We start from the raw sequence: 26,467 nt of genomic DNA, 5'->3' as shown, positions 1-26,467 counted from the left end.
CAGGACGGCCGCGTCGGTCACCAGGGGGATGGACCGTTGGTTGGGATGTCCGATCAGCACCGTACCTTCGGCGGAATGGTATTGGATTGTAGGCATGCGCAACCGTACGCCGAACAGATGCTTGCGATTAGCCCCGAAATCAAACATGAAGTATGAAGCAAAACTTCAAGGTGGATCACTTGCGACAGAAAAATATCCTCGAAGGCGTGGCCGTGTTTGTCGCCGTGGCCGAAGCCGGTAGCTTTTCCGAAGCAGCGCGGCGTCTCGGCATCTCTCCATCTGCGGCCAGCCAGGCGATCCGAAGCCTCGAGGAGCGTCTCGGCGCGCCGCTTTTGCGCCGCTCGACCCGCAGTTTGAGTTTGACGGAAGTCGGTAGCGACTATCTGCTGGCGGCAGCTCCTGCCCTATCGCAATTGAGGCGAGCCGCGGAGGAGGCAGCACGGCGGGGCGGTCGACCAGCAGGCCCTTTGCGCCTCACCATGCCGCGCGCGCCCTTCGACCTGCTCATTGCCGCAGCACTGGCGGCTTTTCAGGATGCCTATCCTGAGGTGGAACTCGAAATCGCGGTCGAGGCACGCATGATCGACATCGTCAAGCAAGGCTACGACGCGGGATTACGCTATGGCAATTGCCTCGAGAAGGACATGGTGGCAGTTCCAGTCGCGCCCGAATCAGAAGCCATTCTCGTCGCGTCACCTGCCTATCTTCATGCCCGGGGGATGCCAAATCTCCCAAGCGATCTGCTCAGTCATCGCGCCGTGGTGTGCCGCAGTCAGACGACCGGTTTGATCATACCATGGATCCTGCAATCCGCAGCCGAGAGCGTACAGATCGCGCCGCCCGCGGCAACGATCGTTCACGATCTCGCCTCACAGATCGAGCTGACTGTAAGGGGGCTAGGAATTGTCAGCGCGCCGGCTGCGAGCGTGTCCGATCTCCTCGCCGCTGGAAAATTGTCACGGGTCCTGCCCGAATGGTCTTCGCCGCTGGAGGCGCTTTATCTCTATTTTCCGAGCAGGCGCCATCAATCAGCGGCATTGCGCGCGTTCGTCGCGTTTCTGAAGGGACGCTCCTATCTTGCCTCCAAATGAGTAATGGTCACGTTAAAAACCTAGATGGGCGAGATGAAGCCTCATCCCGCCCGGGATCAATTCGCGCTCGGCCTTAAGACTGATCAGCCTGAAGGTTAGCAAGCAGTATGGAAGGCATCGTAAAGTCAGCGGCCAAGCAGCAAGAAGATGACGCTCGTCGCAGGCACCGCTCATGCCCGCGCGATTTTCGTCCACAGCTTCATCGCCGCTGCGCGCAGTTCGCGATGATGGCTGGAGGGTAATCGTGGCGTGGGATGTGGAACAGGTTGGTAATCGGATCATGGATGGAAACGAAACGTTGCAAATGTCGCTTTGACTTGAAGCGCTTCATGATCCGCTCTCGCTGTCGGCTGGCTGGTGAGAATTCTCCACCGATTGTTCAGGCCTTTGTGGGACCGATGCTCGACGCCGGGCATGATCTCCCGCTTTGCGACATCGTAGGAGCGAAGCTTGTCGATGATCATCACACGTGGCGCCCGACCGAAACCTTTCAACAGCTTGCGCATCAGGCGCTTGGTCGCCTTGGCATTGCGGCGACTTTGCACGAGAACGTCCGGAACGAAACCGTTCTGATTGACGGCGGATCTCATTGGCGAAGGTGCGGCCGTATTTCTCCGCCCACAGTCGGACCGTCTGATGGGAAACAATGGCTTTCCCCTACAATCCGTAACTTCGTGTTGTCGGGCCGCCGTCGGTTTCCGCGACGAGGCTCTTCAACTTCGTATCACCCGGCAAATCCTCGCCATCCGCCCGATCGCCAACCTCGATGAAGAGTTTTTTCCGGATTGCATACGCATAGTCGGTGACGGCATTTGGAGTGATGACGAAGGAACCGGGGCCACCGATGACTTCGCGTTTGAAATAGCCGGGCAGATCGGACGTAATCCCAGGCTCTTGGGGAGTGACCGCAATGACATTGATCACCCGCCCTTTTTCCAGAGCGCGCCTGCGGCTTTCCAGAACCGGCGGACCATCATTATTGGTCCCGTTGGCCGAAATGTCTATGATTTTGCGAGCAGTTGACCATGGCAGGCGGTCCAGAAGAATACTTGCGGCATCGATCGCAAAGGACACCGAAGTTCGGCCCCCGCCAGGCCGTGCGAATCCACTGTCGGCTCCTTCTTCAATTGCGCTCGCGGCAGCTTCCGTGTCGCCTCGATTGCAAAGCCTTACCCAGGGAACAATTGTTTGAAACTGCCCTACGCTCGACCACTCTATATATGTCACGGCGATGCAGCCGAGCGGGCCGCTTGCAATCGCCGTGTTGACCATGTCGGAGCGCAGGGCCGCAGCATGGCCATCACGTTGCAGTCTTGCCGCCAAGGAATCGATCGAAAAGCGGTTCGATGTTTGCTCTTACTGTTCCCATTGCCACCGTAGATATTCCTGAGACAGAGATTGCTGACGAGGTGGTGACGAATGGCGCACTTGCCGTCGCGGTGATAGACGACGAGCGCGATGCTCTCGATGCGATCAGCCTGCTGTTGAAAACCCTTGGGCACAGGGTCTATGCCGGACGCTCGGCAACTGAGGCTTGCCGAGCGCACGCGGAAGCTTCGCTCGGTGAAGCCTTGCCGATTGACATCGTCATCACCGACTACCGGCTGGAGGCCGGGGCAAATGGTCTTGAGGCAATAGACCAGATGCGCAGATATGCGGACCGCTGTTTGCCGGCCATTACCTTGACCGGCGACACGTCGCCAGCCCGGCTGAAGCAAGTCTCCGAAAGCGGCCACTCGCTGTTGCACAAGCCGGTAGATGCCGAGCAGGTGCAGAAAGCAATCTTCGAATTGCTTGCGGTTCAAACGCGCGATGGTCCGTCCAACTGCAAATGATGATCGACGGCGGATCTCATTGGCGAAGGTGCGGCCGCATTTCTCCGCCTACAATCGGACCGTCTGATGGGAAAGAATGATCCCACGGGCAGCCAGCAAATCCTCGCCGTCAGCGACGCTAGGAGGTAGAATCACGCAACAGCAGGCGCGTCCCGACCTCTACGATGGATCTGATCGCGGGGAGGAGTTCCTTCCCCAACTCGGTCAACTCATATTCCACCGTGGGCGGTGATGTCGGTAAAACCTTGCGCGTGAGGACGCCGCGCTGTTCGAGATCCCGCAGCCTGCTCGTCATCACCTTCGCCGAGATGAAAGGATTGTCCCGGCGCAATTCCGAGAACCGGCGCGGGCCTTCACTCAGGGACCAGAGCACCTCCGGCGTCCAGCAGCCACCAAGGAGATCCATGCATTTGGACATGGGGCAGCCCGGAGGTGTCTCCACCTTCTTTCGTACCTTGAGTACCATCGTCCTTCCTTCAACGGCAGTTTCCAGTTGGTTACCGGAAAATAGAGGTAACCGCAAGATACGTGGTTTCCCATGGTAACGATGGACGCTATGTAAAGGCCATCGAATTCATTGCAACCACGAAATGGACTGAACGATGTACGCAGTAACTGGAGCAACAGGACAACTTGGCCGCCTCGTGATCGAGGCGCTGCTGAAAACCATTCCCGCCAACCGGATCGTCGCGGCGGTTCGCAATCCGGCAAAGGCCAGCGACCTGGCCGAACGCGGGGTGATCGTGCGCGAGGCGGACTATAGCCGGCCAGACACGCTTGGTCCGGCGCTGACTGGCGTGGAGAAACTGCTGCTGATTTCCTCGACCGAGGTCGATGGCCGCCTGCCGCGGCATCGGGCCGTGATCGAAGCGGCCGGGCGAGCCGGGATTTCGCTGATCGCCTACACCAGTATGTTGCACGCCGACACGTCACCGGCGAGGCTCGCAATCGAGCATCGCCAGACAGAGGAGGTCATCGCGGCCTCGGGGCTGCCCGCGGTGATCCTGCGCAATGGCTGGTACACCGAGAACCACCTCATGGCGCTCTCCGCAGCGCTTGAGCACGGCGCCTTCGTCGGCGCCGCGAAGGATGGGCGCTTCTCATCCGCGGCCCGGCAGGACTATGCCGAAGCCGCAGCCGTGGTGCTGGCGACTGACGGGCACGTCGGTAAGACGTATGAGCTTGCGGCCGACCAGGCCTTTAAGCTTGCCGAGCTTGCCGCGGAGGTCTCGCGCCAGTCGGGCAAGGTCGTCGTCTACAACGACCTGTCCGAGATTGCCTATCGTGATGTCCTGACGGGTGCCGGCCTGCCAGCCGATCTCGCCGCTCTCCTGGCGGATGCCGACGCCGCTGCCTCGCGCGGGGCGCTGTTCGACGAGGGTGGTGTGTTAGGGCGGTTGATTGGTCGTCCGACCACTTCGATGCAGAGCCTGGTCGCCGCCGCGTTGCGCGCCTGAGCCAGGCCTTCAGGCGATGTCACGTCGACAGAACTGCCGTGGTTTCCTGCTGGGCGGAACCGCCCGACTTCCATCCAGCCTCGCGAACTCGCGTGACACCAACGTGGCCGCGAGGGGGAGGAAGTCTCACCCATCAACGCGATCAAAGCTCAGTTCATCTCGTAAGATTAATCCAGAGAGCTGTCCCATGCCCATGAAATATCAAACAAACGACAAGGCGACGTCTTCAACAACGCGTCTGGAGCACAATTTGTCCCGCGCCGTCTCAGTCGGTTTCAGCGCTGGACTGACTGCCGGCGTGATCGTTCTCGTGCCGGTTCTGATCCTGCAACTGTCCCGGGGCGTCGGGATCGTACCTGAGATGCAACTGGCAGCCAGCAGCCTGATGGGCATGGCCGCCTATGCGGGCGCGACCGGCTTCGTCTTGGGGACGCTGCTCCACTTTTTCGTATCGGTCGTTCCAGCCGTCGCCTACGCGCTGGTCGTCTGGCAAGTGCCGGTCTTGAACCGCTGGGCGTGGATCGGTGGTCCTGTGCTCGGCATCATCCTGTTCTTCTTCATGGGCTTTGTCGTATTGCCGCTCAGCGCCTTCACGACACCCGCATCGGTGACCCCGATGCCCTTCGTGCCGGCCCTGCTGATCCATATGTTCGGTCTTGGGTTGCCGATCGCATGGGTTGTCAGGCGCGGATGGGCTCGGTCGAACGGTGTCGCTTGATCTGCTATGCGCGGTGATCAGCCTCGCTGGTAAGACAAGGTGAGGAAGAGCCCGATTTAGCGCGAAACGACAGCGGGTTGAACGCGGTTGATCGCCTCTCATCGGCGAGTCGATATGTGCGGTAACAGCAGATAGGATGCATGCTCTCCGCCCGTCGCCAGCGTATCCGTCCCGCCATAGAGGGTGGCGTCGCGGTTAGGATGCGCGGCGAAGAACAGCCCGGAGTTGCTGGAGTTCGGAAGATCGTAGTCCTTGGCGCGAACGATGGTTGCGCCCGGGCCGTAGCCGAAATCCTTGCCCTGGATGGTCAGAGCCAGACGATAGCCCTTCGGAATGACGATGCTCGTCGGTTCGGTGAATTCCACATCCACCGGGTAAAGCTGCCCGGGCGTCATCGGCTCCGACGTCAGATGCGGATGGAACGGAGCATACTCGGTCGAGCGCGCCGGATCGACCGCTCGGTGCGACCCGCGCAGATAGCCGAGGCCGAGCGGTACGTTCGGGTCGCTGTTGCCCATGAAGGCGACGTCGCGGCCCTGCGGATCGATCAGCCGCACGGCCGCGAAGATGTCCATGTCCGCTGTGGAGGAACCGACCCAGAGCCTGACGGCGATTGGGCCGGTGAACTCCGTCTCCTCAGTGAACGGCGCGGAGGTGAACGTCAGCCCGTCGCCTTGTCCGGGATAGGATTTTTCCGCGGGTGCGGCAGTTCCGAGCGCGGGGTCCATCGATCCGTTTGCCGCGTCGAGATAATAACGCTGCCACTGCGTTTGGGGGAGCGGCCACGCGGCGGCACTGCGCCACGTGGTTCCGTCGGGGCGACGGACCTGCACGGCGACTCGCGGCTCCTTCTCCCAGCCATTGTTCACGCCCTTGAGGAAGTGATCGAAGAAGCGCTTCTGCAGCGCTAGCGCTTCGTCTGAATAGAAGGGCGTCAGATGATCGCCGGTCTGGATGCGCAGCCATTTCTGCTTGCTCGCGGCGGAGCGAAAGCCCTCCGTGCTCCAGTCGGTCCAGTTGGCGACGTCGAGCAGCGGCACGGTGATGCGGCTGCCGTCGGGCGTGCGCTGGTGGTAATAGGCGTTGTCGAACGGGTGCTTGGCGAAGGCCTCGACCGGATCGACACGGTTCTGCTTCAAGACGTCCGGGGAGAGCGGCGCCCCGGTATCCTTGGCGCCATTGATGGAGTCGACCAGCGGCGTTTCCGCATTGCCGTTCTGGTTGGGCACCACCTGGTGCGTCCACCAATATTCCCAGGCGACGTTGAGAATGCCGCCGTAATAGGCGATCTCGCGATACTGATCGTACGCGCCTTCCCAAGGCAGGATCGCCGCGAGGCCTTCCGGTTGCAGGGCGGCAACCTGATACTGATTGATCGCCTGGAATGACGTGCCCAGCAGGCCGACCTTTCCCGAGCTCCAGGGCTGGTGCGCGGCCCAGGTGATCAGCGTCGCATAATCTTGCGTTTCGCGCGGCGAGAAGGGATCGAGCACGCCTGGTGAGGCGCCGGCGCCGCGGACATCGGCATGGATGACGATGTAGCCGTTCGTGACCCAGCGTTCGGGATCGGGCGCCTCGAAGCGGATGTAGCGGCAGGAGGATTTTTTGCAGAGATCGGGGTATTTCGCGATCAGCTTCGCCCACGACGTCTTGTAGGCGGGCGCATCCGCGAGGCTCGTATCCTTGCCATAGGGGCCCATCAGCATCAGCACCGGATAGCGGCCCGGCTTTTCCGGACGATAGATGTTGGCGCGCAGCTGCAGGCCATCGGTCATGGTGATCGGCACATCATGGTCGAAGAGCATCCCGGGAACGCCGGAGGCGACAGCGTCGCCAGGCTCGGCTTGGCAAAAGCGAGCGCGAGAGTGAAGGCAAGGGGCAGTAGTTTGGTCAATCGCATCGGAGGTTTTCCTTTGTTATCCGCAGGCCGAGCAGCGGCGTTCTTCAGCGCGCGCGATGTTCCGCGACCAAAGTCATGCAGGAATGTGAGTGTGCTTGTACCTTTGGGTTCGCTTCAGGCGAGGGCCGATGATGCCCGCGCCTCGGCGTTGCGGAGAGCCGCGCCGATATCGTCCATGAGCCGCGGATGGGTCGGCTGCCAGCTCAGGCGCCGCTGCGTGAGTTCACTGGACACGGGATTGTCGGCGCTGACGAAGGGCGCGAGCCAGCCGAAATGCTTGTGTGCGTCTTTCGGAAACAAACCTTCGACGCGGATTCCGAGGTGGCTGCCGATCGCCTCCGCGATGGCGCGCACCGGGATTCCTTCTTCGGCGACCGCATGATAGCAGGTGGCGGCTTCGCCCTGTTCGAGGACGAGGCGGAAGAGGCGCGATGCGTCGAGCCGATGGACAGCGCCCCACCTGTTTTCACTATCGCCGATGACATAGGCGGAGACCCGCTTCTTGCGCGCGATAGCGATCAACTGGGTGACGAGGCCCTGCCGGGTTTCGTCGTGTACCGAAGGCGGTAGCCGAACGATCGTGGCCTTCACGCCGCGGGCTGCGAGCGCCAGGGCTGCCCCCTCAGATCGGGCCCTGAGACCGCCCACAGCATTCGGATCGGCGGGATCCGTTTCAACCGCCAGCCGTCCCTGAACCATCGCCATTGTCGGAAAGGCAATGACCAGCGATCGCTGATCTCCGCGCAGCGCGTTGCCGAGCGTCTCGATCGCGCGCCGGTCCGCCTCGACGGCAGCGGTCATAAACCGCTTGACGATATTGGTCGGGCTGCCGCCGAGCATGACCCGCAGGCGCGTCGCGAGACTGGCGTACGAGAAGGCATGGAAGAAGGCGGTGTGAATCACGCCGTCCGCCCGGGCCGCGCCGCGTGCGAGGCTTTCGAGCTCCTCGATTCCGCCGCGCCGCGGTTTCGCGCCGGCCGCCTCAAGCTTCGCGGCTGCCTCCGCTGAGCGGACGAGCCCGGTGACCTCGTGCCCGGCCTCGATGAGCTCGCGGACGATGGCGGACCCGATGAAGCCGGTGGCTCCTGTAACAAAAACTCGCATTTCGGCTTCCTTTCCACTCCAGACTCAATGGATCGCGGGCTGCTTAGGCGCCGAAATAATCCGGACGGGCGAGATCCTCGAGCAGCTCCGGTTGCTCGGGTGTCCAATTCAGGAGCGTGCGCGTACGGTCGCTGCTGGTTGGTGCATCGAGGCCGACGAACAGCGCGAACCACCCGAAATGCTCGCTTGCCTCGGCGGCCGCCTTGGAGACCAGGGGAAGATCGAACCTGCGCGCGATCGCCTCGGCGATGTCTTTCAGCGCCACGCCCTGTTCTGCGACGGCATGAAACGGCCCCTCGGCGGTGCGCTCCAATGCCAAGCGGAAGATCCGCGCCGCGTCGAGCCGATGCACAGCCGGCCAGCGGTTCTGGCCATCGCCGATATAGGCCGACACGCCCCTGTCGCGGGCAATGCCGGCAAGACGCGGCACGAAGCCATGATCGCCGACGCCGTGCACCGTAGGAGCCAGACGCACCGTGGTGGCGCGGACGCCGCGACCGCGAAGCTCTTCGACGACCGCTTCGGACGCGCGCGGGAAGCGCTCCGTCACGGGTGGCGCCACATCGGCCTCGGTCGCGAGGCGACCTGGCGCGAGCAGGGCGACGCCGGACGTGACGATCAGCGGCCGCTCCGTTCCTTCGAGCTCCGCGCCCAATGCCTTGATGGCGTGCTTGTCGGCCGCGCAATTCTCCGCGAAGCGGGACCAGTCATGGTTGAAGGCGGTGTGGATGACCGCATCGGCCTGCGCCGCTGCGGCCCTCAGCACGTTGATGTCCTCGATCGATCCGTGCACCACCCGCGCACCGGCCGCTATCAACCGTTCGGCACTGGCCGGAGACCGGGCGAGGCCGGTGACCTCGTACCCTGTGGCGAGCAAGTCCTTCACCACGGCAGAGCCGACCCATCCGGTGGCACCGGTCACGAATATGCGCATGGTGCTTCTCCTCTATTGACTTCAAACCCAATTTAGGCCGTTGATCGGGAACGATCCATGTCGCATAGTTCGATTATGGTTTTCGATCGTTCAGGAAGTCACGAATGGATGCACTCTCGGATGTGCTCTCGCTTCTGAAGCTGCGTAGCTACGTGTCGGGCGGCTTCGATGCGGGCGGCGATTGGGCGATCAGCTTCGGGCCGCATGACGGGATCAAGTTCCACGCCGTCGTGACCGGCTCGTGCTGGATATCGGTCGAGGGCGAGTCCCCCGTTCAAGTCAATGCCGGCGAATGTTTCCTGCTGCCGCGTGGCCGGCCGTTCCAGATCGCCCGCGACCTCTCGGTCGAGCCGATCCATGTCAGCCAGGTGTTGCCGCCACGGCCGAACGGCCGCATCCTCACCTACAATGGCGGCGGCGATTATCTCAGTATCGGAGGCTATTTCACGCTGTCGGAGGGGCAATCGGAGCTGCTCTTGAATGTTCTGCCGCCACTCCTGCACATCCGCGATCGGCCCGGCAGCGCGACCTTGCAATGGTGTGTCGAGCGCATGCGGCAGGAGCTTTCGGAGGGGCAACCCGGCGATTTCATCATCGCGCAGCAATTGGCGACCATTGTGCTGGTCCAGGCGCTGCGGCTTTACCTATCCGACCGAACGAGCGAGGAAGTGGGATGGCTCTCGGCGCTCGCCGACAAGCGATTGCGCACGGCCATCGCTGCGATGCATGGAGCGCCTGGCCAGCGATGGACGCTACAGACTCTCGCTAGGGAGGCGGGGATGTCGCGCACTACCTTCGCGGTGACCTTCAAGGAAAGGGTTGGCCTTTCGCCGATGGACTATCTGACCCGCTGGCGCATGATGCAGGCGGCGGACAGGCTGACCTCGACGCGTCAGTCGCTTGCCGAGATCGGGTTGGCGCTTGGCTACGAATCCGAGAAGTCGTTCAGTACCGCTTTCAAGCGGGTGATGAACTGCTCGCCCCGGCAATATGGTCGCCGGCAGGTCGAGGCGGGTGAAGCTGAACGTCGCTTAGCGTCTGGCCGTGAACAGTCTTTCTCTTCAATCCTTTGACGATGGAGCGGACACGTTCAACGTGGCACCCGTTTTGGTCTCCGCCCGCAGGCGATCCCCGCGGTTGGCCGCGAGGATCTGTCCGACAACGGCACGTCCGCGATCCTGTCCGACGGGCCTGGCCGCGAGATCCGCTATCAGCAAATTTCGTTCGAACACTTGAAGCAGCGATTTCTGCCTCAAGGCGCGAAAGCTAGGCATGGCGGGCATTCGCGTCCGTGCTCTCAAGCTTCGAGTGGAGCCGGAGCTTTGGGGTTCGGAGAGACTTTGCGCGCCTCTTCAAGTGCGCCCGCGATCGAGGCCCGACGCACCTCCTCGCTGCGTCCGAGCCCCTCGGCGACAATAAACTCGATATCCGTGACGCCCATGAATGCGAATGCGGAGCGGAGCAGCGTCTCGGCATGTTCGGACGACTGATACGGCGAGCCTTCGCTGTAGACGTTGCCGCGCGCCAGCGCGACGATCACGCGCTTGCCCTGGGCGAGACCGATCGGCCCGTTTTCGCCGCGCGCGAAGGTCTTTCCCCGCACGACGATATGATCGATCCAGGCCTTGAGCTGGGTGGGGACCGAGAAATTGTAGAAGCCGGCGCCGATCACCACAACGTCCGCGTCGAGGAATTGCTGCACGTCGCTGCCGGCATCGAGCACCTTGAATGCCTCGAGGGTGAGATGCGGGAGCGGTTCGTTGGCAAGGTCGCGATAGGTGACGTCCACCGCGTCATGTGTTTCGACGATCCGCTCGACGATAGCGGCAGAGAGCACCCGGCTTGCCGAATTTTCGCCCATGATGCTGGAGTCGAGATGAAGAAGTTTCACTGGATATCTCCGGTCTTGATTTGTGACCAGGACTATCTATGTGACCACAGGTGCTCCGCCAAGAACGCATAATTTTAGGACCTGGTCACATGGATATGCCTGCCTCGCCGGCCGTCAGCGCCCAATGCCATAAGGTCGGCAAAGTGCTCGCCATCGTCGGCGACAAATGGACAGTGATGATCGTCAGGATACTGGTCGAGCGGCCGCACCGCTTCAACGAGATCAAACGGACGGTCGGGGGCATCTCGCAGCAGATGCTGACACGCACCCTGAAGGCGCTCGAGCGCGACGGGATGGTGAGCCGGACCGTCTATCCGACGGTGCCGCCGCAAGTCGAATATGCCCTGACGAAACTTGGACAATCCCTGGCTGTGCCGGTCCGCGCGCTGGGTGCATGGGCGGGAGAGCATATCGACGAGATCGAGAACAACCGGGCGCGCTATGATCAGGACAAGCATGGTCCCACCGGTCGCGGTGGATCAGAGTAGGCCCGACGTTCGGCGGAGGGCAGGCCGACATGGCTGAACGCGCTCGCTGCGCCACAGCCGATACGTTCGACATGCCAGCTTCGTTTCTCTGGCGCGCTGCGGTTATAGCGCGGCGCTGAGAAAATCGATGAGGCTGAAGGGCGCGTGCTCACCCAGGCAAAGGTCCAGGACCCGGTGCGCGTCCGCGGCAGCCACCTCGCTGCGCGAGAACATCGCCGCCTCATAAACGGTCAGCGCATTCTCGATGTCTTCAGGCTGAGCGGCTATGGCCTCGCCGAGCTCGGCCCCGTCGAGCATCGCCAGGTTTGCGCCGTCACCGGCCGGAGGCGACAGATGCGCGGCGTCGCCGAGCAGCGTCACCCCTGGCGTACGATCCCATCGATGACCAACCGGCAGCGCGTTGACCGCTCGCAGGACCGGCGCCGTGTCGCTGCCGGTGATCAATGTGGTGAGAGCCGATGTCCACCCGTCGAATTCGGCTGCTATCCGTGTTTTCACTGTCGCGGCATCGTTGAAGTCGATGTCCGCAAACCACGCCGCAGGTCGCATCAGTTGAACGGTAAACGCTCATTTCTAAGCACCTTCATTGGTTGAATGGAGTGGTGCAAAGGGTGTCCACCGACTGAAAGGGTGGACACCGATGGGAACTATGGGAGCGAATGGAGACAAACCGCACGTGCTGTTTGTCGACCGGCAAGGCAACCATCACTACGATCGTGCATGGAAGAAGCAGGTTGTTGCTTGCGCCCTTGAGCCCGGCGCATCGCTGTCGCGCGTTGCCATTGATCACGGGATAAATACGAACCTTGTGCGCAAATGGGTGCGTAAGCACAAGGCAGCGGAAATGGAAGCCTTGTCACCATCGCCACCTTTGGCGTCGGCTTTTATTCCGGTTCGCATCGAGCCTGCTACAAGTGGCGTCATACCTGGACATAATAGTGCTCACGCGCTGGATTTGGCTGCGAGCAATCCTGGCGCGATGCAGCTGGCATCTGCGAAGGTGGCGTCACTCTCTTCTGTCACCAAGCTGAATGTGACTTTGCCCAACGGTGTGACGTTATCGCTGGAATGCGATGATGTACGGACATTAACAGCCGTCATCGGAGCGGTTAGGGATGTTTAAGTTTGCCTCTGACGTTCAGGTCTATCTGCACCGTGATCCCATCGACTTCCGGGGCGGGATCAACAGCCTTGCAGTCCTTGTCCAGGAGGAGATGGAACTCGACCCGTTCACGCCAGCGATCTTTGCATTTTGCAACCGGCGTCGGGACCGAATGAAGATTTTGTTCTTCGATCGATCCGGCTTTGTGCTCATATTGAAGCGATTGACCGACGACAAATTCCGCTGGCCACAGCGTCAGGAAACAATAGTGCAGCTTACGACGGAACAATTACACTGGTTACTTGACGGTATCGATATCGATGCGATGGTTCGCCATCCGGTACGGCAATATAGAATTGCTGGTTGATGCGAATATCGTAACAAAATCTGAATTCATTTATTGACGCCGTTGGTCGCGTTCGATTCAAGCATTGGGATGAATCGAACCGACAACCCCACTGTTGAAGAACTGATGGCGCAGATAGCTGCGCTGCAAGCGGAGAACCAGAAGCTCTCCGAACGTGTCTTCAAACTTGAGGAAGAATTGGCCCTGGCGCGACTGCACCGTTTTGCTCCGCGTAGTGAGAAGGGTGTTGATCGCGTCTTCAACGAAGCCGAACAGGCTGCCCTTGAGGCAGATGCGGACGAAGACCTCGCCGATACCGATGATGTGGACACCGCTGAATTGCCAGAGACGGGATTGCCGGACACCGAGGCGGGGCAAGGCAAAAAGCGCGGACGTAAACCGCTTCCTTCAAACCTGCCACGCGAACGTGTCGAATACGACCTCCCCGACGATCAGAAGATTTGTCCATGTTGCAGTCGCCGGCTGCATCGCATGGGTGAACTGGTCACCGAGCAGCTTCACATCGAGGTGAAGGCCAAGGTCTTGCAGAATGCGCGTGCCAAATATGCGTGCCGAAACTGCGACCGTACCGGCATCAAAACACCGATCGTTATTGCCCCGATGCCTGCGCAACCTTTGCCGGGCAGCATCGCCACGGCTTCGACGCTGGCCTTCGCGCTCGTTCACAAGTTTGTTGACGGCACACCGCTCTATCGGTTGAGCAAGGCCTTCGAACGGGCTGGCGTTCCCGTTAGTCGTGGGGCTCTCGGACATTGGGTGATCGGTTCCAGCGAGAAGCATCTGCATCGGATCTATGACGCGCTAAAACTGCGGCTCAGATCCCATTCCCTCATCCACGGCGACGAGACCACGGTTCAGGTGCTGAAGGAAAAGGACAAGACTCCCACCAGCATATCCTACATGTGGGCGTATCGCAGCAGCCAGGATAGTGACGAACCGATCGTGCTGCTCGATTATCAGCCCGGTCGAGGGCAGCAATATCCGCAAGCCTTCCTTGGAGATTATCGCGGTATATTGGTGAGCGACGGTTATGCGGCCTGGCGCACCTTGAAAGGTGCCACCCATATCGGGTGCATGGCTCATTCACGGCGGCGCTTTGTCGAGGCGCTGCGAGCCAGAAAGAAAGGCGGGGGACCACCGGAACAGGCGCTGAAATTCTTCGAGCAACTTTACCGGATTGAAAAACAGGCTCGCGAGGAAAAGCCAAATGATGGTGAAACGCAGGCTGACTGTATTCGTCGCTTTCGTCAACAGCACAGCATTCCCGTCCTGAATGCCCTCAAGGAATGGCTCGACAAGATTGCCCCGAAGGTTTTGCCGGAAAGCAAGCTTGAGGATGCGGTCTCGTATACGCGGAACCAGTGGGAATACCTGATCCGCTACACCCAAGATGGCAACATGCCGATCGACAACAACCTTTTGGAACGAGACATCAGAATCTTTGCAACGGGAAGAAAATCCTGGCTCTTTAGCGATACCGTAGACGGAGCAAAGGCCAGTGCCGTCATCTATAGTCTGATGTTGACCTGCCGCGCATGCCGCATCGAACCCCTTGCGTGGCTGCGACACGTCCTCGCGGAACTGCCCCAGCGGCGTCCCGACGACAATATTGACGACCTGCTCCCCTTCAACTTCCCCAAGCGCTCGAGTGTTGAAGCCGCCGTCTGATTCGCGACGATCCAACCTCAAATCATAAAGTAATCGGCAATCCCCAGGCCGAAGACCGCAAAATCGCCTCTTAATAACCCCCGAAATTAGCGCTTACGTTGAACGTAAGTGTGGAGCGCGCCTGCCGGCTCCCGGTGCGCGGTGATTCCCTTGCCCGGCTCGAGCGCGAACATTCCGCCGGCCCCGACCGCCGCGGCCGTTGCGGGAAACCGCCGATCAGCGTCATGCAGGTAGGTCTCGACGAAGGACACGCCGACATAGCCCGGTTTCGCGTCTGACAACAGCGGCCGTACCTTCGACCAGGCGCCATCGGCTCCCACGAGCAATGCGGTCTCTACAGCCGAGCCATCGGTGAACGTCAGCTCGTGACGACCGGCGCCAAGCGGCCTGGCTCCGGCGAGCTTCCGCCCCCACCGGATCGTCCCGGCAGGCAAGGAGTCGATGAGGATCCGCCGCAGGTCACCCCGGAGCACCTCGGGACGCCGGCCGTCTCCGGGCTGGTCGAGCAGCACATTGCCGTTTCGGTCGAGGGCGCGCGTCGCGTCGCCACCGTCGTGAACGATTGCGCGGAATGCGTCGGTCAGGCCGGCGGCAGCGAGCGCGCGCTGACCGTCATGTTCGTGAACGTCAAGCTGTCCGCCTTGAGTGCGGGCGTGCGCGGAGGGCTCCGCTTCATAGATCGTGGCGGCGATGCCGTGAACGTGGAGTACGCGGGCGAGGGTCAGGCCGCCTGGGCCTGCGCCAATAATGGTAACGGAAGTGGTCATGCGGCACCTGTATCTGATTGGAACATTGTTCCATATATAGTAGGGATTGGAACGACGTTCCAGATATGTCATCATAGGTGCATGTCTAAACGAGCTCACCAGACAGCGCGGCGCGCGGACGCTCTTTCCAAGGCGCGGATTGTTGAGGCGGCGATCGAGATTCTCGATGCGCGCGGGGAGGCCGCTCTGACATTTCGGGCGCTGGCGACACAGCTGGCGACGGGCAGCGGGGCGATCTACTGGCATATCGCCGACAGGAACGATCTGCTCGCCGCCGCGACGGGAGACGTTCTCGCCCGTGCCCTGGCGGAATCGGTCACGGAAGAGGAGCCAAGGGCCGCGATCCGCGCCATCGCGCTCGCGGTATTCGATGCGATTGACGCTCACCCCTGGGCCGGCGCTCACCTTTCCCGCGAACCATGGCATTCCGCGGTTGGAGAGATCTTCGAACGCATCGGCGGATGGCTCCAGCCGCTTGGTGTTCCAGTGGATGCACAATTCGACTGCGCCTCAGCGCTCACGAACTACATCCTCGGCGTGGCCGGCCAGAACGCGGCCAACGCCCGCACGCTTCCGGGCGGAACGGATCGCAAGGCGTGGCTGGAGACCATAGCCAGGAGCTGGATTCAGGATGATCCCGAATCGCGTCCATTTCTTCGGCGGGTGGCGGCGCAGCTGAGCGAGCATGACGATCGCCAACAGTTCATTGCCGGCGTCGACTTCATCCTGACGGGCGCCTGCGTCAAGCCAAAGGCATAAGGCGGGACGGCGCTCATGCGCGGACAACAACTCTCCGGAGCGGGGCGCTTAGCTTCTTGACCGGCCGCGCCCGTCAGGATGCCGAAACAGGTTGCCGCCGCGCATAGCGCGCAGGCGGCAGGCCGACATGGCGGGTGAAGGCGACACTGAACGCGCTCGCCGAGCCGTAGCCGACGCGCTCTGCGATCTCGGCGATGCGAACCTCACCCCGCTGGAGCATGTTCTTGGCGAGTGCCATGCGCCAATTCAGCAAATAGGCCATTGGCGCCAGACCGACGGCGCGACTGAAACGCTCGAAGAACGCCGAACGGGAAAGGGCCGCCTCTTTCGCCAACTGCGCGACCGTCCGGGCCTTGGTCGGGCTCAATGAGGCCGCGGGCTCCAGCCGGCATAATCCATTTGAAGCGGAGTGAGCCGCCCATGGCATTCTGATCCCGCCCCGCAAGGAGCCTGGAGCCCGTGATGGAGCATGCATAGGTAAGCTGGGCAATGCCGGCGGCGCGTTGAATTGAATGCTAATAGGGAACCGAGCGGCGGATCACGTCTGTGCCGGCAGGAGCCCCGTGGCTCGGTAGCTTTCGATCAAGGCGTCGAACAATGATATGTCGCAGCGGCTTCTCGCCATCAGCTGAGCTCCGGCGATCGCCGCAAAGATCGCACGTGCCCGCGCCTCGCTGTCTTCCGGGCGGGTCACGCCGGCGGCAACGAGCACCTTTCTGATCCAGGCCACATTGATGTCGGAGAAGGTCTGAACCTCTGCCGTCACCTCATCTGGGAGATCATCATATTCCGCCGACATGAAGCTGCAGAGGCAAAGCCGGTTGCCGCTCGCCAGCGATCTTCGAAAGATTTTCGGATATTCCCGCAGGGCGCCGATGGGGTCATCCGAATCCTGGAGCAAGGTCGCCAGTTCGCTTTCGGTATCCTCCCAGTAGCGCCGAGCAACCGCTGCACCGAGGCCCGCCTTGCTGGGGAAGTGATGATAGATGCTTGCCGCCTTGATCCCAACCTGGGCCGCGAGATCGCGGAAGTTCAGCCCGCTGTAGCCATGTGATTGAGCGATCTGCCTGGCGGCCGCCAGGATCGCTTCCTTTGAATTCGTCATCGTCATCTCAGCGGCCAGGATTGAATGGTCATTGCCCTACCAAATGTTAGATAGGGGTTGACGCACAAAAAGGAAAGGGCTTATCTCTGCCTAACGAACGTTAGGTTGGCTACGTGCAGGGCGAGACGGAGCCGGAAGAGAGAGAAAGCCATGAGTGAGAACATCATCTATTCGGACGCGACCAAGCTCGCCGACATGATCCGCAGCCGCGAGGTCTCAGCGGTCGAGGTTGTCAAGGCCCATCTGAACCGGATCCAGGCCGTGGACCCGAAGATCAATGCGATCGTCACGCTCGCCGAGAACGCCCTGGAAAAGGCCGAGGCGGCGGACGCAGCGGTCCGCGCGGGTGACGAGCTGGGTGCCCTTCACGGCGTCCCCTTCACGGTCAAGGACTCGATCGATACCGCCGGGGTGGCGACGCAGCGCGGCTCGCCGATCTTCAAGGGACGCACGCCCGATGCCGACGCCACCAGCGTCGCACGCATGAAGAGGGCTGGCGGCATCCTGCTCGCGAAGACCAATCTTCCCGAATTCTCCTACTGGATCGAAAGCGACAATCTGCTTACCGGCCGGTCGAACAATCCCTGGGATCTCTCGCGGACGCCGGGCGGTTCGAGCGGTGGCGAGTCGGCCGCGATTGCGGCGGGCATGTCGCCCATCGGCCTCGGCACCGATCTCGCCATCTCGGTGCGCGGACCGGCCGCCCAGACCGGCATCTCGTCCATCAAGGCAACGCATGGCCGCATCCCGATGACAGGTATTTATCCGCGCGCGCCGCGCCGCTTCTGGCACGTAGGCCCAATGGCCCGCAGCATCCGCGACCTGGCGCTCGCCTTCTCGCAGCTTGCCGGCCCCGATGGCCATGACGCTTTCGCGACGAGCACGGTTCAATTCGACGCCGGTATCGGCCGCCAGCCCTATCGGCAGCTCCGGGTGGGTTGGCTGGTCGAACCGGGCTTCGGGCCGATCGACCCTGAAGTGGCCAAGGTGGTCGAGGCGGCCGCCGAGGCGCTCAAAGGTCTCGGGCTACATGTCGAGCCGGTGCGCATTCCCGCGCTTGAAAGGGATTTCGCGCTTGATGTCTTCAATCGTATCCACGTGATGGAGATGAAACAGGCCTTCGCGGAGGCGACCGCCGGGCACGAAGACCAGATGTACAAGATGTCCAAGACGATGCTGTCGCTGCCGGACACCTCCATGGCAGACTTCATCGAGGCCGAGCGGGCGGCCGAGCGTCTGCGAGATGGCTTCGCCGAGTATTTCCGGAAGTTCGATGCGCTGATCACGCCGGTGCTGCCCTTGCCGGCACACAAGCACGGCCAGGAGGAGTTCGTCATCAATGGCCGAACTGTCGACGCCACCTATCTGCAGGGTGCGACCGTGCCGCTCAACGTCACCGGCTTGCCGGGAATTTCAATGCGGTTCGGCACGAGTAGGGAAGGTCTGCCGATCAACGTCCAGATCGTCGGCAGCTGGCTGGCGGAGTCGACGATCCTGGCGGTCGCGTCCCAGCTGGAGAGCGTGAGCACTGTCAGGGATCTGCACCCAGATCTTTGATCGGGGCGCCGGGAGCGATCAAGTTCGTGCGGCAGCGTATGTGTCGCGATATTATTTTGTCGAGAGGAAGCTGTCCGTAGTCATGCCGATGGTAAACACCTCTGGCAACTAACCTCCGCCAGTGCCCCGAATACCGCCGGCGTGCGTTCCAGGCGTGCGATCGTTCGCGCGCCTTCGAGGGCGGCTACCAAAGCGGCCGCGGCAGAGGATGCGCGCGCGGGAGCGAAACCGCACCGCCTGAAATGCTCTGCAATAATCTGGGTCGAATCGACAAATCCGCGCGCGACCCTTTTGGTCAGCTCAGCGTCGAGCGCGGGCAGCTCGTTGGCCAGATTTTGCATCAGACAGCCATATTGGAAGTCGGAGGCGACCATTTCGGCGGCGAATGTTCCGAAAATCTGGCGAACGAAATTTTCAGCATCGCCTGCCGTATTCGCGGAGATATTTCGCAAAACCGCAATTCGGCTCGCAACGTATTGATCGATTGCTTCTTCTGCGAGCTGTGCCTTGCCGCGTGGAAAGTGAAAGTAGAACGATCCTTTAGGCGCACCGCTTTCTGTAATGATCTGAGTCAATCCAGTTGCGGTGTAACCTTGGATGCGAAACAGTCTTTGGGCCGTGGCAATCGCGTTGGCGCGGGCGTCAGTCTTACGTGGCATGCAACAAACATAACACGGTTCGCTTGACGCCGCTATGGCGATCGCCATACTATGGTGATCACCATAGAAAGAGGCCATCGGATGAATCATCCCGTTCGTTTCAAACCATCGATGTCCCGACGAGTCGTCTTGGCGATGGGCGCGGCCAGTCTGGTTGCCGCGTCCCTTCGATCGGCTCGCTCAAACCCCATGGGAGGAAGTGCTTTGACTACACCACCTTACGGCGGGGGAACGCTTCCCAAGGGGGTCCGCTCGCGCATGATCCACGGGGTCAACGGCCTTGATGTCCATATTCTCGAGGCCGGTTACGAAAACCCCGGCCGGCCGCTCGCGCTGCTTCTGCACGGCTTTCCGGATTTGGCTTACGGGTGGCGACACCTGATTCCGATTCTGGCTGACGCGGGGTACCATGTCGTGGCGCCCGATCAGCGGGGTTTTGGCTGCACCACCGGTTGGATGAACGGCTACGACACCCCGCTCGCGCCCTTCAGCCTCTTGAACATGACGCGCGACGCGCTCGGACTGGTTTCGGCGCTGGGGTATCGGCGCACGACGATGCTCGTCGGGCACGACTTCGGCTCGCCCGTGGCGGCTTATTGCGCGCTCGCTCGACCTGACGTCTTTCCATCGGTGGTGCTGATGAGCGCGCCGTTTCCCGGCCCGCCGGCATTTCCGTTCAACACCGCGGAAAGCGAGGCATCATCGTCGGTCCAACCGAACACTGACAATCAAAGGTTGGCGGCCGCGCTGGCCGCGCTCGATCCGCCCAGAGAGTATTATCAGCAATATTTGAGCACGCGGGAGGCCAATGATGACATGTGGCACCCCCCTCAAGGTCTACATGCGTTTCTTCGTGCCTTTTTCTATGTCAAAAGCGCCGACTGGCCGGGAAACAAGCCGCATCCGCTGCAGGCGCGAACCGCCACGGAGCTTGCAAAAATGCCCACCTACTACGTCATGGATCTCGGCAAGACGATGCCCGAGACTGTCGCTCCATTCCAGCCTTCCGCCGCCGAGGTCCAAACCTGCAAATGGCTCACCGAGCCGGAACTTGGCGTGTACACGGAGGAATATGGCCGCACCGGATTTCAGGGCGCGCTGCAGACTTATCGCGTCTATTCCGATCCTGACCTGAATGCCGAGTTGCGCCTGTTTTCGGGCAGGACGATCGATGTCCCGTTACTCTTTGTGGGCGGGAAGAGCGATTGGGGCACCTACGCGGCGCCGGGCGCGCTCGACGTCATGAGGACGAAGGCAGCGACGAAGATGGCTGGCATCGAGCTGATCGACGGCGCCGGTCACTGGATCCAGCAGGAGCAGCCGGGTCGGCTGAGCGAGCTGCTGCTCGCCTTCATGAAGGAGGCGGGTGGGGCGGATCGCATCCCCGGTTAGTCGCGGAATTCCTATTGAAGCTTGTGAAAATATTGCCGGCGCCAACGACGTGATTGGGGTGGAATGTTAGCGGAATGCCGCCACGTTCTTCCTGATGAACGTCATGACGCGATCTATTCGCGTCGGGTTAAGCGTATGGTTTCGACGGATCATCCACATCGTTGTCGGTTCGCACGCCCAATCATCGAGCACGGAGGACAAGCTGCCGGCCCGCAATGCATCGGCGACCAGCCAGTGGGGCGCCCACGCTATGCCGGCACCGGCAATTGCCGTTTGGACAACGGAGTTGGCATCGTCGAGGATCAATGCGGGGTTCGGGTACCATCGCAATTCGGAACTATCACCATGACGAGTGCCGAAGCGCCACGCATCCACGGCCCCGGTGCGTTGGTTGCGGAAACCGATAAGATCGTGATTTGACAAGTCACTCGGCGTCGATGGTTTTCCTCGGTTGGATAAATAGGCGGGCGACGCGCAGGCGACCCATGCAAAGTCGAATAGCGTCCGCTGAAGATGCCCAGGGATGCCGTCTATAGCTCCCGCACGCAGCACAATGTCCACCCCATCCTCTGCCAAGTCGATCATCTGATCGCTACCACGCAAGTCGAGTAGGATATCCGGATGTGTGCGCCTGAAGGCTGAAGTCAGGGGAGCAAGGCAGGCGCTGAGGAAAGCGGTTGGTGCTCCGACTCGGACGCGACCGTGGGCACCGTCTCGTGCTGCCGCTGTTAAGGCTGTGTCCACCTGTTCGATGCTGCGAACTGCTTCGCGGGCGAGTCCGATAAGTTCCTCACCTTCCGGGGTTAAGGAAAGGGAGTGCGTCGAGCGATTAAGCAGTCGCACTCCTCGTGTTTCCTCCAAGCGTGCGATCGTCTTCGATATGCCGGATGTGGACAAGCCCAGCTGCCGACCTGCTTCGGCGAACGATCCAGCGTCGACGATCCGCACGAAGCATTGCAGCTGAATTGTACTGAGTATTGGTGTTGACATGGTGTCAATACTGTCACGCCTGATCCGGCGCTACAAGGGCGGGAGGCGTCGTGCGATTTAGTCGAAATCAACAGAAGGAAAATCGACATGGATATGCGACATGTAACGCCATTTCTGAACGCCATGGACGCCGGCGAGGTAGACAAACTCGGCGAACATCTAAGCGACGACATCGTGCTGCTGAGCCCGTTTGTCGCCGATCCCTTTGTCGGCCGCGATGCCGTCGTTAAGGTGTTGGCTGTGCTGCACTCGGGTGTCGACTCATTTACGACGGAAGAAGTCATCGCGGGAGACAATCGCGCCGCGGTGATGCTGCGCATCCGGGCTGGCGGTATTGAAGTGACGGGCGTGGACGACATGCGGATCGGCGAGGATGGCCGTATCACAAGCATGTCGGTCCAGTGGCGGCCGCTCGCCAACATCGTAGCGATACAGCAGCGGCTGGCTCCCCTGATCGGCGCGCCGGTGCTCGAGCTCATCGAAAAGCGGGCGTGAGTGCAATGGCTCCAAGAGCGTGCCGTTGCTGATTAACAATCGCTCGGGTATCTCCAAATTCCAAGGAGCCTTTGAGATGCTCTTGTTATCGCCAGCGGCAACGAGGCAGCGCCGCCGCCAGCGTTCCCGCATGGGGGTGTCAAGGCGACCGGTATAGTCCGACTGTTATGAAAGATCCCGGGGTGCTTTCTTTCCGTCAGCGTGTCGTGGCTGAAATCGATCCGGAATTCGATGCTAAAATGAGTGGTGTTAAGCGGCGGCCGGCCGGTGATACTTCCAAGGCGCTGTTTGCCGCCGGAGCATCGTCAGCGAATAGCGCTGACGACGTCCATGAAGCGCTTGACGCGGGCGGGCTCGACCTTATTCCAAGTATTGCCCTCATATTTGAAATGCGTGCCGATGACGACGCCGCTGGCGCAGGAGAGGATGTCGGTGACATTGTCCTTGTTGACGCCTGTATTGGCGAAAACGGGAACATCCGTCACGGCTTCGCAGACCTTGCGCAAGCCGGAATGATCGACCGGCTGACCGGTCAGCGGCCCGGACACAAGGATGGCGTCGGCCAGCGATGAGAAGACGGCGCTCTTTGCGCGCAGTTCGATCGGGCGCTGGTCGAGCGAATGGGCGAATTCGGCATTGATGTTGAACAGCATCTTCATGTCGGTGCGGCCGAGCTTGGCGCGCAACCGCGCCGGTGTTGCGCAATCCGGGGCCCAGATACCCATGTCGGAGGCGAAGACGCCGGTGAAGATCTCGCGCACGAAGCTTGCGCCGGTGGCGGCGCCGATGGCGACGCTTGCCGTCGGATCCCAGAGATAGTTGACGCCGAAGGGAATCTTGAGTTCCGCCTTTGCAGCCTGGACGATCGCCGTCATCGCGGCAATACCTTCCGGCGGCGCCTTCAACTCGTAAGGCCTGTCATTCTCATTGCCAAACATGATGGCATCGACGCCGCCTTCCTGCAGCGCGCGAATATCTTCCATCACGTCATCGATGAGCTTCGAGACGCCGCCTTTCGGATCATAATTCGGCGAGCCGGGCAGGGCGCCGATATGCGCCATGGCAATGATGACCTTCTTCTTGTCACCAAAAAATTCAAAAACCATCGAAAGCTCCGAAATTGGGCGTTGGGGACAGCGGGTTTTCACAAACCCGATGCTTCTTCAGGAGGATGCGCCGGCGACCATCACTTCGACCCTGGCGGCTTCAAGCGCTTTTGCCAGTTCTGGCGGCGGCGATGCATTGGTGATCAGCATGTCGAATTGTGACAGCGGGGCGATGTGGACGAGCGACATGCAATCGAATTTCGATGCGTCGCAGAGAACGACCTTCTTCGTCGAGCGGCGGAGATAGACGCGCTTCATCTCCGTGTCATCGAAGGAATAATCATAGATACCGTCCGACGTCAGTCCGGAAACGCCGACAAAGGCGATGTCGAACCAAAGTGCTTCGAACTGGGAAATCGCCGTTGCATTGGAGATCGACAATTCATCGTTTCTCATGCGTCCGCCAGGCAGGTAGACTTCCGCCAGGCCTTCCCCAAGCTGGGTGGCGTTGCGCACGCTGTTGGTGAAGAACTTTACATGCTGCTGGCCGGCGAGCAACCGGGCGAGCAGGAATGTTGTGGTGCCGACATCGAGCGCGATGGTGCGAAGTCCGGCGGCGACCCGCGCTGCCGCTTCCGCAATCAGCCGCTTCGGCAATGCGTTCTTGGCAAGACGGGCCTGAAAGGTCGGCTCGTTGAGGCGCGAAGTGGTTGCTGAAAGGCCGGGTTCGACACTTGTGGTAAGGTCGGTGCTCACTGCCCCGCCATGAGTGCGGGCAAGCCGTCCTTCCTTCTCCAGTTCCGTCAGGTCACGCCGCACGGTCATTTCAGATACGCCGAGTTGCGCGGCAATTTCCGTGACGGATACAGCGCCCGTTTCGGCCAGCGCATCCAAAATGAAGGAACGGCGCGTGCGCGCGAGAACTTTCGTTTTTTCGACGGTCAGCGTTTCGGCGTCATGGCCTGTGATCATTGGTCTGTCTTTCATTTAGATAAGCTGGGCGGGTGTTTGCGTTCGCATACCACCGAAGCTCAGCCCTCCCATTACATAACCAGTGCTTAGCTCAGAAAGCGAACAAATTCAAACATAAATTTCGATTGATTTGTAAGTTTTTGTTGTTATATGATCGCCATGTTGTTTTTGGGAGATATGGTTCGTGGGACATCCGATATTTGCGGAACTCGACGGTTTGAAGGCGATCGTCACCGGCGGCGGCAATGGAATAGGTCGTGCAATCGCGCAGGCGCTGGCAAAACAGGGTGTCAAGATCACCATTTGCGACATCAATCTGAACGCGGCGAACACAGTCGCACAATCGATTGCCGGCCATGCGCTGGAGATCGATGTTCGTTCGCGTTCCTCCGTGGAAAAGACCTTCGAACGAGCTGCGGATGTCATGGGCGGCTACGATATACTGATTGCCAATGCCGGCGTCTCCACCATGCAGCATGCGTTGGAGATCACCGACGAAGAGTGGGACTTCAACTTCGACGTCAACACGCGCGGCATCTTCCTGACGAACCAGATCGCGGCGCGCCGCTTCGTGGCGCAGGGCCAGGGTGTGATTGTCAACACGGCCTCGCTTGCCGCAAAGGTTGGTGCGCCCCTTTTAGCGCATTACTCCGCCAGCAAGTTCGCCGTTCTCGGCTGGACCCAGGCGCTTGCCCGCGAACTTGCCCCGAAAGGCATCCGCGTCAATGCCGTCTGCCCGGGCTTCGTCAAGACCGGCATGCAGGAGCGCGAGATCGATTGGGAGGCCAAACTGCGCGGCGTCAGTCCCGAACGTGTCGTTGAAGACTATATCGCCCAGACGCCGCTCGGGCGGCTGGAAACACCCGAAGACGTCGCCGATGTCGTCGTTTTCCTCTGCTCGAATTCCGCCCGTTTCATGACCGGTCAGGGCGTCAATGTCACCGGCGGCGTCTATATGACCTGACAGGCCAGCCGACCGCCCAAGCCGCATCATATCGGAGAGAGCATGGCATCCATCGTCTTTGAGGGAGTGGAAAAGCGTTATCCGGACGGATATGCGGCAATCCAGCACCTCGACCTCACCATCGAGGATGGTGAGTTTCTGGTTCTGGTCGGCCCAAGCGGCTGTGGTAAGTCGACCGCGCTGCGAATGATTGCGGGTCTCGAGGATATCACTTCGGGTCGCCTGTTGGTTGGCGATACGCTCGCCAACGGCCTTGCGCCCCGTGACCGCGACATCGCGATGGTCTTCCAGTCCTACGCGCTTTATCCGCATATGACCGTTGCCGAGAATATCGGCTTCGGCCTTTCCGTGCGCGGCGTCGACAAGATGGAAATCGATCGCAAGGTCAGGGAAACGGCCAAGCTTCTCGAACTCGACGCCTATCTCGGCCGCAAGCCGGGGCAGCTTTCCGGCGGTCAGCGACAGCGCGTGGCGATGGGCCGGGCGCTGGTGCGCGCGCCCAAGGCGTTTCTGATGGACGAGCCTTTGAGCAATCTCGACGCACGGCTGCGCGGCCAGATGCGGGCGGAAATCGCCCGGCTGCAGAAGTTGAGCGGCATTACCACCGTCTATGTCACCCATGACCAGATCGAGGCCATGACCATGGGTGACCGCGTCGCCGTCATGCGCGCCGGCGTTTTGCAGCAGCTCGGCACGCCGCGCGCGCTTTACGACACGCCCGCCAATCTCTTCGTAGCCGGTTTCATCGGCACGCCGTCGATGAATTTCCTGAAAGCCACGCTGGCAGGCAGTGAGGGCCGCCTGGCTGCTGCTGCCGGAGGGTTCACTCTGCCGGTGTCAGAGCCTGTCCTTGCCACGCGTCCGGCGCTTGCGTGTCATGTCGGCAAGGAGATCATTGTCGGCGTGCGGGCCGAGGCGTTGAGCACCGTGGATGCCGTTGATCCCGGTTTCGGGCGCATGGAAGGAACAATTGCCTTCATCGAGGATTTCGGCGCCACGAAACTTATCCATCTCGATATTGGCGGGGCCGGCAAGCTGGAGGAAGTGACGGCGGAAGCCGACGAGGTTTCGCTTTCCGGCCCTCGACTGCGTGCCTCTGTGCCGGCGACGCTTCCGCTTCGCGTTGGCGAGACGCTCGCCCTGTCGGTCAATCCGGCAGAACTGCATTTCTTCGACGCCGAGACTGAAAACGCGATCCGCGACTGA

25 protein-coding genes and 7 pseudogenes are annotated in these 26,467 nt (G+C 61.0%); 15 read left to right on the top strand and 17 right to left on the bottom strand.

Going from position 1 to position 26,467, the window contains the following annotated elements; all coding sequences use genetic code 11:
- Positions 1-179: 179 nt before the first annotated feature.
- Complete coding sequence (locus I8E17_RS29385; protein ID WP_162750888.1) at positions 180-1,091, top strand: LysR family transcriptional regulator; 912 nt, start codon at positions 180-182, stop codon at positions 1,089-1,091.
- Between the two features lie 170 nt (positions 1,092-1,261).
- Here the strand turns inward: I8E17_RS29385 and I8E17_RS29380 are convergent.
- The 3 pseudogenes from I8E17_RS29380 to I8E17_RS29370 all read right to left on the bottom strand — a co-directional run.
- Positions 1,262-1,736: pseudogene (locus I8E17_RS29380) on the bottom strand (transposase); the annotation flags it as partial.
- A gap of 4 nt (positions 1,737-1,740) precedes the next feature.
- Positions 1,741-1,830: pseudogene (locus tag I8E17_RS29375) on the bottom strand (IS66 family insertion sequence element accessory protein TnpB); the annotation flags it as partial.
- 74 nt (positions 1,831-1,904) lie between these two features.
- A pseudogene (locus tag I8E17_RS29370) lies at positions 1,905-2,414 on the bottom strand (DUF1194 domain-containing protein); the annotation flags it as partial.
- A gap of 23 nt (positions 2,415-2,437) precedes the next feature.
- Between I8E17_RS29370 and I8E17_RS29365 the strand changes: the two are divergent.
- A complete protein-coding gene (locus I8E17_RS29365) occupies positions 2,438-2,926 on the top strand; it encodes a response regulator (RefSeq protein ID WP_113366274.1) in 489 nt (162 codons plus the stop codon).
- Here the strand turns inward: I8E17_RS29365 and I8E17_RS29360 are convergent.
- A pseudogene (locus I8E17_RS29360) lies at positions 2,912-3,031 on the bottom strand (IS6 family transposase); the annotation flags it as partial. The gene I8E17_RS29365 and the pseudogene I8E17_RS29360 sit on opposite strands and share 15 nt — an antisense overlap.
- 13 nt (positions 3,032-3,044) lie before the next feature.
- The gene (locus I8E17_RS29355; protein WP_069615063.1) at positions 3,045-3,392 is read right to left on the bottom strand and encodes a helix-turn-helix domain-containing protein; all 348 of its coding nucleotides are present in this window, start codon (positions 3,390-3,392) and stop codon (positions 3,045-3,047) included.
- 136 nt (positions 3,393-3,528) lie between these two features.
- On the opposite strand from I8E17_RS29355, the gene I8E17_RS29350 reads away from it, so the two are divergent.
- A complete protein-coding gene (locus tag I8E17_RS29350; protein ID WP_113366275.1) occupies positions 3,529-4,383 on the top strand; it encodes an SDR family oxidoreductase in 855 nt (284 codons plus the stop codon).
- Positions 4,384-4,576: 193 nt separating this feature from the next.
- Entirely contained in the window at positions 4,577-5,101 is a 525-nt protein-coding gene (locus tag I8E17_RS29345) for a hypothetical protein (RefSeq protein WP_229002225.1), read from the top strand.
- A 98-nt stretch (positions 5,102-5,199) separates the two neighbouring features.
- Here I8E17_RS29345 and I8E17_RS29340 read toward each other — a convergent pair whose 3' ends face one another.
- The 3 genes from I8E17_RS29340 to I8E17_RS29330 form a co-directional block, all read right to left on the bottom strand.
- Complete coding sequence (locus I8E17_RS29340) at positions 5,200-6,906, bottom strand: CocE/NonD family hydrolase (RefSeq protein WP_229002224.1); 1,707 nt, start codon at positions 6,904-6,906, stop codon at positions 5,200-5,202.
- Positions 6,907-7,115: 209 nt separating this feature from the next.
- Positions 7,116-8,105 (bottom strand): SDR family oxidoreductase, encoded by a 990-nt coding sequence (locus I8E17_RS29335; protein WP_113366276.1) that lies wholly within the window; start codon positions 8,103-8,105, stop codon positions 7,116-7,118.
- A 43-nt stretch (positions 8,106-8,148) separates the two neighbouring features.
- Positions 8,149-9,039 (bottom strand): SDR family oxidoreductase, encoded by an 891-nt coding sequence (locus tag I8E17_RS29330; protein ID WP_113366277.1) that lies wholly within the window; start codon positions 9,037-9,039, stop codon positions 8,149-8,151.
- Between the two features lie 104 nt (positions 9,040-9,143).
- On the opposite strand from I8E17_RS29330, the gene I8E17_RS29325 reads away from it, so the two are divergent.
- Positions 9,144-10,112 (top strand): AraC family transcriptional regulator, encoded by a 969-nt coding sequence (locus I8E17_RS29325; protein WP_113366278.1) that lies wholly within the window; start codon positions 9,144-9,146, stop codon positions 10,110-10,112.
- 224 nt (positions 10,113-10,336) lie between these two features.
- Here I8E17_RS29325 and I8E17_RS29320 read toward each other — a convergent pair whose 3' ends face one another.
- Positions 10,337-10,930, bottom strand: coding sequence for an NAD(P)H-dependent oxidoreductase (locus I8E17_RS29320; RefSeq protein ID WP_069615068.1), 594 nt, complete (start codon positions 10,928-10,930; stop codon positions 10,337-10,339).
- A gap of 89 nt (positions 10,931-11,019) precedes the next feature.
- On the opposite strand from I8E17_RS29320, the gene I8E17_RS29315 reads away from it, so the two are divergent.
- Entirely contained in the window at positions 11,020-11,418 is a 399-nt protein-coding gene (locus I8E17_RS29315; protein ID WP_069615069.1) for a helix-turn-helix domain-containing protein, read from the top strand.
- Positions 11,419-11,520: 102 nt separating this feature from the next.
- Here the strand turns inward: I8E17_RS29315 and I8E17_RS29310 are convergent.
- Positions 11,521-11,976: pseudogene (locus I8E17_RS29310) on the bottom strand (FAD-dependent monooxygenase); the annotation flags it as partial.
- 118 nt (positions 11,977-12,094) lie between these two features.
- Here I8E17_RS29310 and I8E17_RS29305 point away from each other — a divergent pair.
- The 3 genes from I8E17_RS29305 (at position 12,095) to I8E17_RS29295 (ending at position 14,555) form a co-directional block, all read left to right on the top strand.
- Positions 12,095-12,541, top strand: a complete 447-nt coding sequence (locus tag I8E17_RS29305) for a transposase (protein WP_162750996.1) — start codon at positions 12,095-12,097, stop codon at positions 12,539-12,541.
- On the top strand, positions 12,534-12,887 hold the full coding sequence (gene tnpB / locus I8E17_RS29300; RefSeq protein ID WP_113367575.1) for an IS66 family insertion sequence element accessory protein TnpB: 354 nt from the start codon (positions 12,534-12,536) through the stop codon (positions 12,885-12,887). Before I8E17_RS29305 ends, tnpB begins: the two co-directional genes overlap by 8 nt.
- 69 nt (positions 12,888-12,956) lie before the next feature.
- Complete coding sequence (locus I8E17_RS29295) at positions 12,957-14,555, top strand: IS66 family transposase (protein ID WP_113367574.1); 1,599 nt, start codon at positions 12,957-12,959, stop codon at positions 14,553-14,555.
- A 98-nt stretch (positions 14,556-14,653) separates the two neighbouring features.
- On the opposite strand, the pseudogene I8E17_RS29290 reads toward I8E17_RS29295, so the two are convergent.
- Positions 14,654-15,322 (bottom strand): annotated as a pseudogene (locus tag I8E17_RS29290) (FAD-dependent monooxygenase); the annotation flags it as partial.
- An 81-nt stretch (positions 15,323-15,403) separates the two neighbouring features.
- Between I8E17_RS29290 and I8E17_RS29285 the strand changes: the two are divergent.
- Complete coding sequence (locus I8E17_RS29285) at positions 15,404-16,081, top strand: TetR family transcriptional regulator (RefSeq protein WP_069615071.1); 678 nt, start codon at positions 15,404-15,406, stop codon at positions 16,079-16,081.
- A 73-nt stretch (positions 16,082-16,154) separates the two neighbouring features.
- On the opposite strand, the pseudogene I8E17_RS29280 reads toward I8E17_RS29285, so the two are convergent.
- Both I8E17_RS29280 and I8E17_RS29275 read right to left on the bottom strand, forming a co-directional pair.
- Positions 16,155-16,442: pseudogene (locus I8E17_RS29280) on the bottom strand (helix-turn-helix transcriptional regulator); the annotation flags it as partial.
- A 177-nt stretch (positions 16,443-16,619) separates the two neighbouring features.
- Positions 16,620-17,186 (bottom strand): TetR/AcrR family transcriptional regulator, encoded by a 567-nt coding sequence (locus I8E17_RS29275; RefSeq protein ID WP_069615073.1) that lies wholly within the window; start codon positions 17,184-17,186, stop codon positions 16,620-16,622.
- A 150-nt stretch (positions 17,187-17,336) separates the two neighbouring features.
- Between I8E17_RS29275 and I8E17_RS29270 the strand changes: the two genes are divergently transcribed.
- A complete protein-coding gene (locus I8E17_RS29270; protein WP_113366280.1) occupies positions 17,337-18,743 on the top strand; it encodes an amidase in 1,407 nt (468 codons plus the stop codon).
- Positions 18,744-18,823: 80 nt separating this feature from the next.
- Here I8E17_RS29270 and I8E17_RS29265 read toward each other — a convergent pair whose 3' ends face one another.
- A complete protein-coding gene (locus I8E17_RS29265; protein WP_113366309.1) occupies positions 18,824-19,450 on the bottom strand; it encodes a TetR/AcrR family transcriptional regulator in 627 nt (208 codons plus the stop codon).
- Between the two features lie 210 nt (positions 19,451-19,660).
- Here I8E17_RS29265 and I8E17_RS29260 point away from each other — a divergent pair, with 210 nt between their 5' ends.
- Positions 19,661-20,794: an alpha/beta hydrolase gene (locus tag I8E17_RS29260; RefSeq protein ID WP_069615075.1), complete on the top strand. Its 1,134-nt coding sequence runs from the start codon at positions 19,661-19,663 to the stop codon at positions 20,792-20,794.
- A gap of 66 nt (positions 20,795-20,860) precedes the next feature.
- On the opposite strand, the gene I8E17_RS29255 is transcribed toward I8E17_RS29260, so the two are convergent.
- A complete protein-coding gene (locus tag I8E17_RS29255) occupies positions 20,861-21,784 on the bottom strand; it encodes a LysR family transcriptional regulator (RefSeq protein WP_069615076.1) in 924 nt (307 codons plus the stop codon).
- An 87-nt stretch (positions 21,785-21,871) separates the two neighbouring features.
- Here I8E17_RS29255 and I8E17_RS29250 point away from each other — a divergent pair, with 87 nt between their 5' ends.
- Positions 21,872-22,279 carry a nuclear transport factor 2 family protein gene (locus tag I8E17_RS29250; RefSeq protein WP_069615077.1) on the top strand — a complete coding sequence of 136 codons (408 nt, stop codon included), beginning with the start codon at positions 21,872-21,874 and terminating at the stop codon, positions 22,277-22,279.
- Between the two features lie 305 nt (positions 22,280-22,584).
- Here the strand turns inward: I8E17_RS29250 and I8E17_RS29245 are convergent, their stop codons facing one another.
- Positions 22,585-23,385: a BtpA/SgcQ family protein gene (locus tag I8E17_RS29245; RefSeq protein ID WP_113366281.1), complete on the bottom strand. Its 801-nt coding sequence runs from the start codon at positions 23,383-23,385 to the stop codon at positions 22,585-22,587.
- Between the two features lie 57 nt (positions 23,386-23,442).
- Entirely contained in the window at positions 23,443-24,297 is an 855-nt protein-coding gene (locus I8E17_RS29240) for a DeoR/GlpR family DNA-binding transcription regulator (protein ID WP_069615079.1), read from the bottom strand.
- A 184-nt stretch (positions 24,298-24,481) separates the two neighbouring features.
- Here I8E17_RS29240 and I8E17_RS29235 point away from each other — a divergent pair, with 184 nt between their 5' ends.
- Positions 24,482-25,261: an SDR family NAD(P)-dependent oxidoreductase gene (locus I8E17_RS29235; protein WP_113366282.1), complete on the top strand. Its 780-nt coding sequence runs from the start codon at positions 24,482-24,484 to the stop codon at positions 25,259-25,261.
- Positions 25,262-25,303: 42 nt separating this feature from the next.
- Complete coding sequence (gene ugpC, locus I8E17_RS29230) at positions 25,304-26,467, top strand: sn-glycerol-3-phosphate ABC transporter ATP-binding protein UgpC (protein WP_113366283.1); 1,164 nt, start codon at positions 25,304-25,306, stop codon at positions 26,465-26,467.

Source organism: Rhizobium sp. AB2/73 (assembly GCF_020871915.1).
Taxonomy (GTDB): domain Bacteria; phylum Pseudomonadota; class Alphaproteobacteria; order Rhizobiales; family Rhizobiaceae; genus Rhizobium; species Rhizobium dioscoreae.
Note: the sequence above shows the minus strand (reverse complement) of the source record. Positions and strands in the feature narration are given on the sequence as shown.

Bases quoted from the DNA above. Each gene is read 5' to 3' on its own strand.
- I8E17_RS29365 (WP_113366274.1), top strand. From the start codon at position 2,438: ATGTTTGCTCTTACTGTTCCCATTGCCACCGTAGATATTCCTGAGACA.
- I8E17_RS29355 (WP_069615063.1), bottom strand. From the start codon at position 3,392: ATGGTACTCAAGGTACGAAAGAAGGTGGAGACACCTCCGGGCTGCCCC.
- I8E17_RS29350 (WP_113366275.1), top strand. From the start codon at position 3,529: ATGTACGCAGTAACTGGAGCAACAGGACAACTTGGCCGCCTCGTGATC.
- I8E17_RS29345 (WP_229002225.1), top strand. From the start codon at position 4,577: ATGAAATATCAAACAAACGACAAGGCGACGTCTTCAACAACGCGTCTG.
- I8E17_RS29340 (WP_229002224.1), bottom strand. From the start codon at position 6,906: ATGCTCTTCGACCATGATGTGCCGATCACCATGACCGATGGCCTGCAG.
- I8E17_RS29335 (WP_113366276.1), bottom strand. From the start codon at position 8,105: ATGCGAGTTTTTGTTACAGGAGCCACCGGCTTCATCGGGTCCGCCATC.
- I8E17_RS29330 (WP_113366277.1), bottom strand. From the start codon at position 9,039: ATGCGCATATTCGTGACCGGTGCCACCGGATGGGTCGGCTCTGCCGTG.
- I8E17_RS29325 (WP_113366278.1), top strand. From the start codon at position 9,144: ATGGATGCACTCTCGGATGTGCTCTCGCTTCTGAAGCTGCGTAGCTAC.
- I8E17_RS29315 (WP_069615069.1), top strand. From the start codon at position 11,020: ATGGATATGCCTGCCTCGCCGGCCGTCAGCGCCCAATGCCATAAGGTC.
- tnpB (WP_113367575.1), top strand. From the start codon at position 12,534: ATGTTTAAGTTTGCCTCTGACGTTCAGGTCTATCTGCACCGTGATCCC.
- I8E17_RS29295 (WP_113367574.1), top strand. From the start codon at position 12,957: ATGAATCGAACCGACAACCCCACTGTTGAAGAACTGATGGCGCAGATA.
- I8E17_RS29285 (WP_069615071.1), top strand. From the start codon at position 15,404: ATGTCTAAACGAGCTCACCAGACAGCGCGGCGCGCGGACGCTCTTTCC.
- I8E17_RS29275 (WP_069615073.1), bottom strand. From the start codon at position 17,186: ATGACGAATTCAAAGGAAGCGATCCTGGCGGCCGCCAGGCAGATCGCT.
- I8E17_RS29270 (WP_113366280.1), top strand. From the start codon at position 17,337: ATGAGTGAGAACATCATCTATTCGGACGCGACCAAGCTCGCCGACATG.
- I8E17_RS29265 (WP_113366309.1), bottom strand. From the start codon at position 19,450: ATGGCGATCGCCATAGCGGCGTCAAGCGAACCGTGTTATGTTTGTTGC.
- I8E17_RS29260 (WP_069615075.1), top strand. From the start codon at position 19,661: ATGATCCACGGGGTCAACGGCCTTGATGTCCATATTCTCGAGGCCGGT.
- I8E17_RS29255 (WP_069615076.1), bottom strand. From the start codon at position 21,784: ATGTCAACACCAATACTCAGTACAATTCAGCTGCAATGCTTCGTGCGG.
- I8E17_RS29250 (WP_069615077.1), top strand. From the start codon at position 21,872: ATGGATATGCGACATGTAACGCCATTTCTGAACGCCATGGACGCCGGC.
- I8E17_RS29245 (WP_113366281.1), bottom strand. From the start codon at position 23,385: ATGGTTTTTGAATTTTTTGGTGACAAGAAGAAGGTCATCATTGCCATG.
- I8E17_RS29240 (WP_069615079.1), bottom strand. From the start codon at position 24,297: ATGATCACAGGCCATGACGCCGAAACGCTGACCGTCGAAAAAACGAAA.
- ugpC (WP_113366283.1), top strand. From the start codon at position 25,304: ATGGCATCCATCGTCTTTGAGGGAGTGGAAAAGCGTTATCCGGACGGA.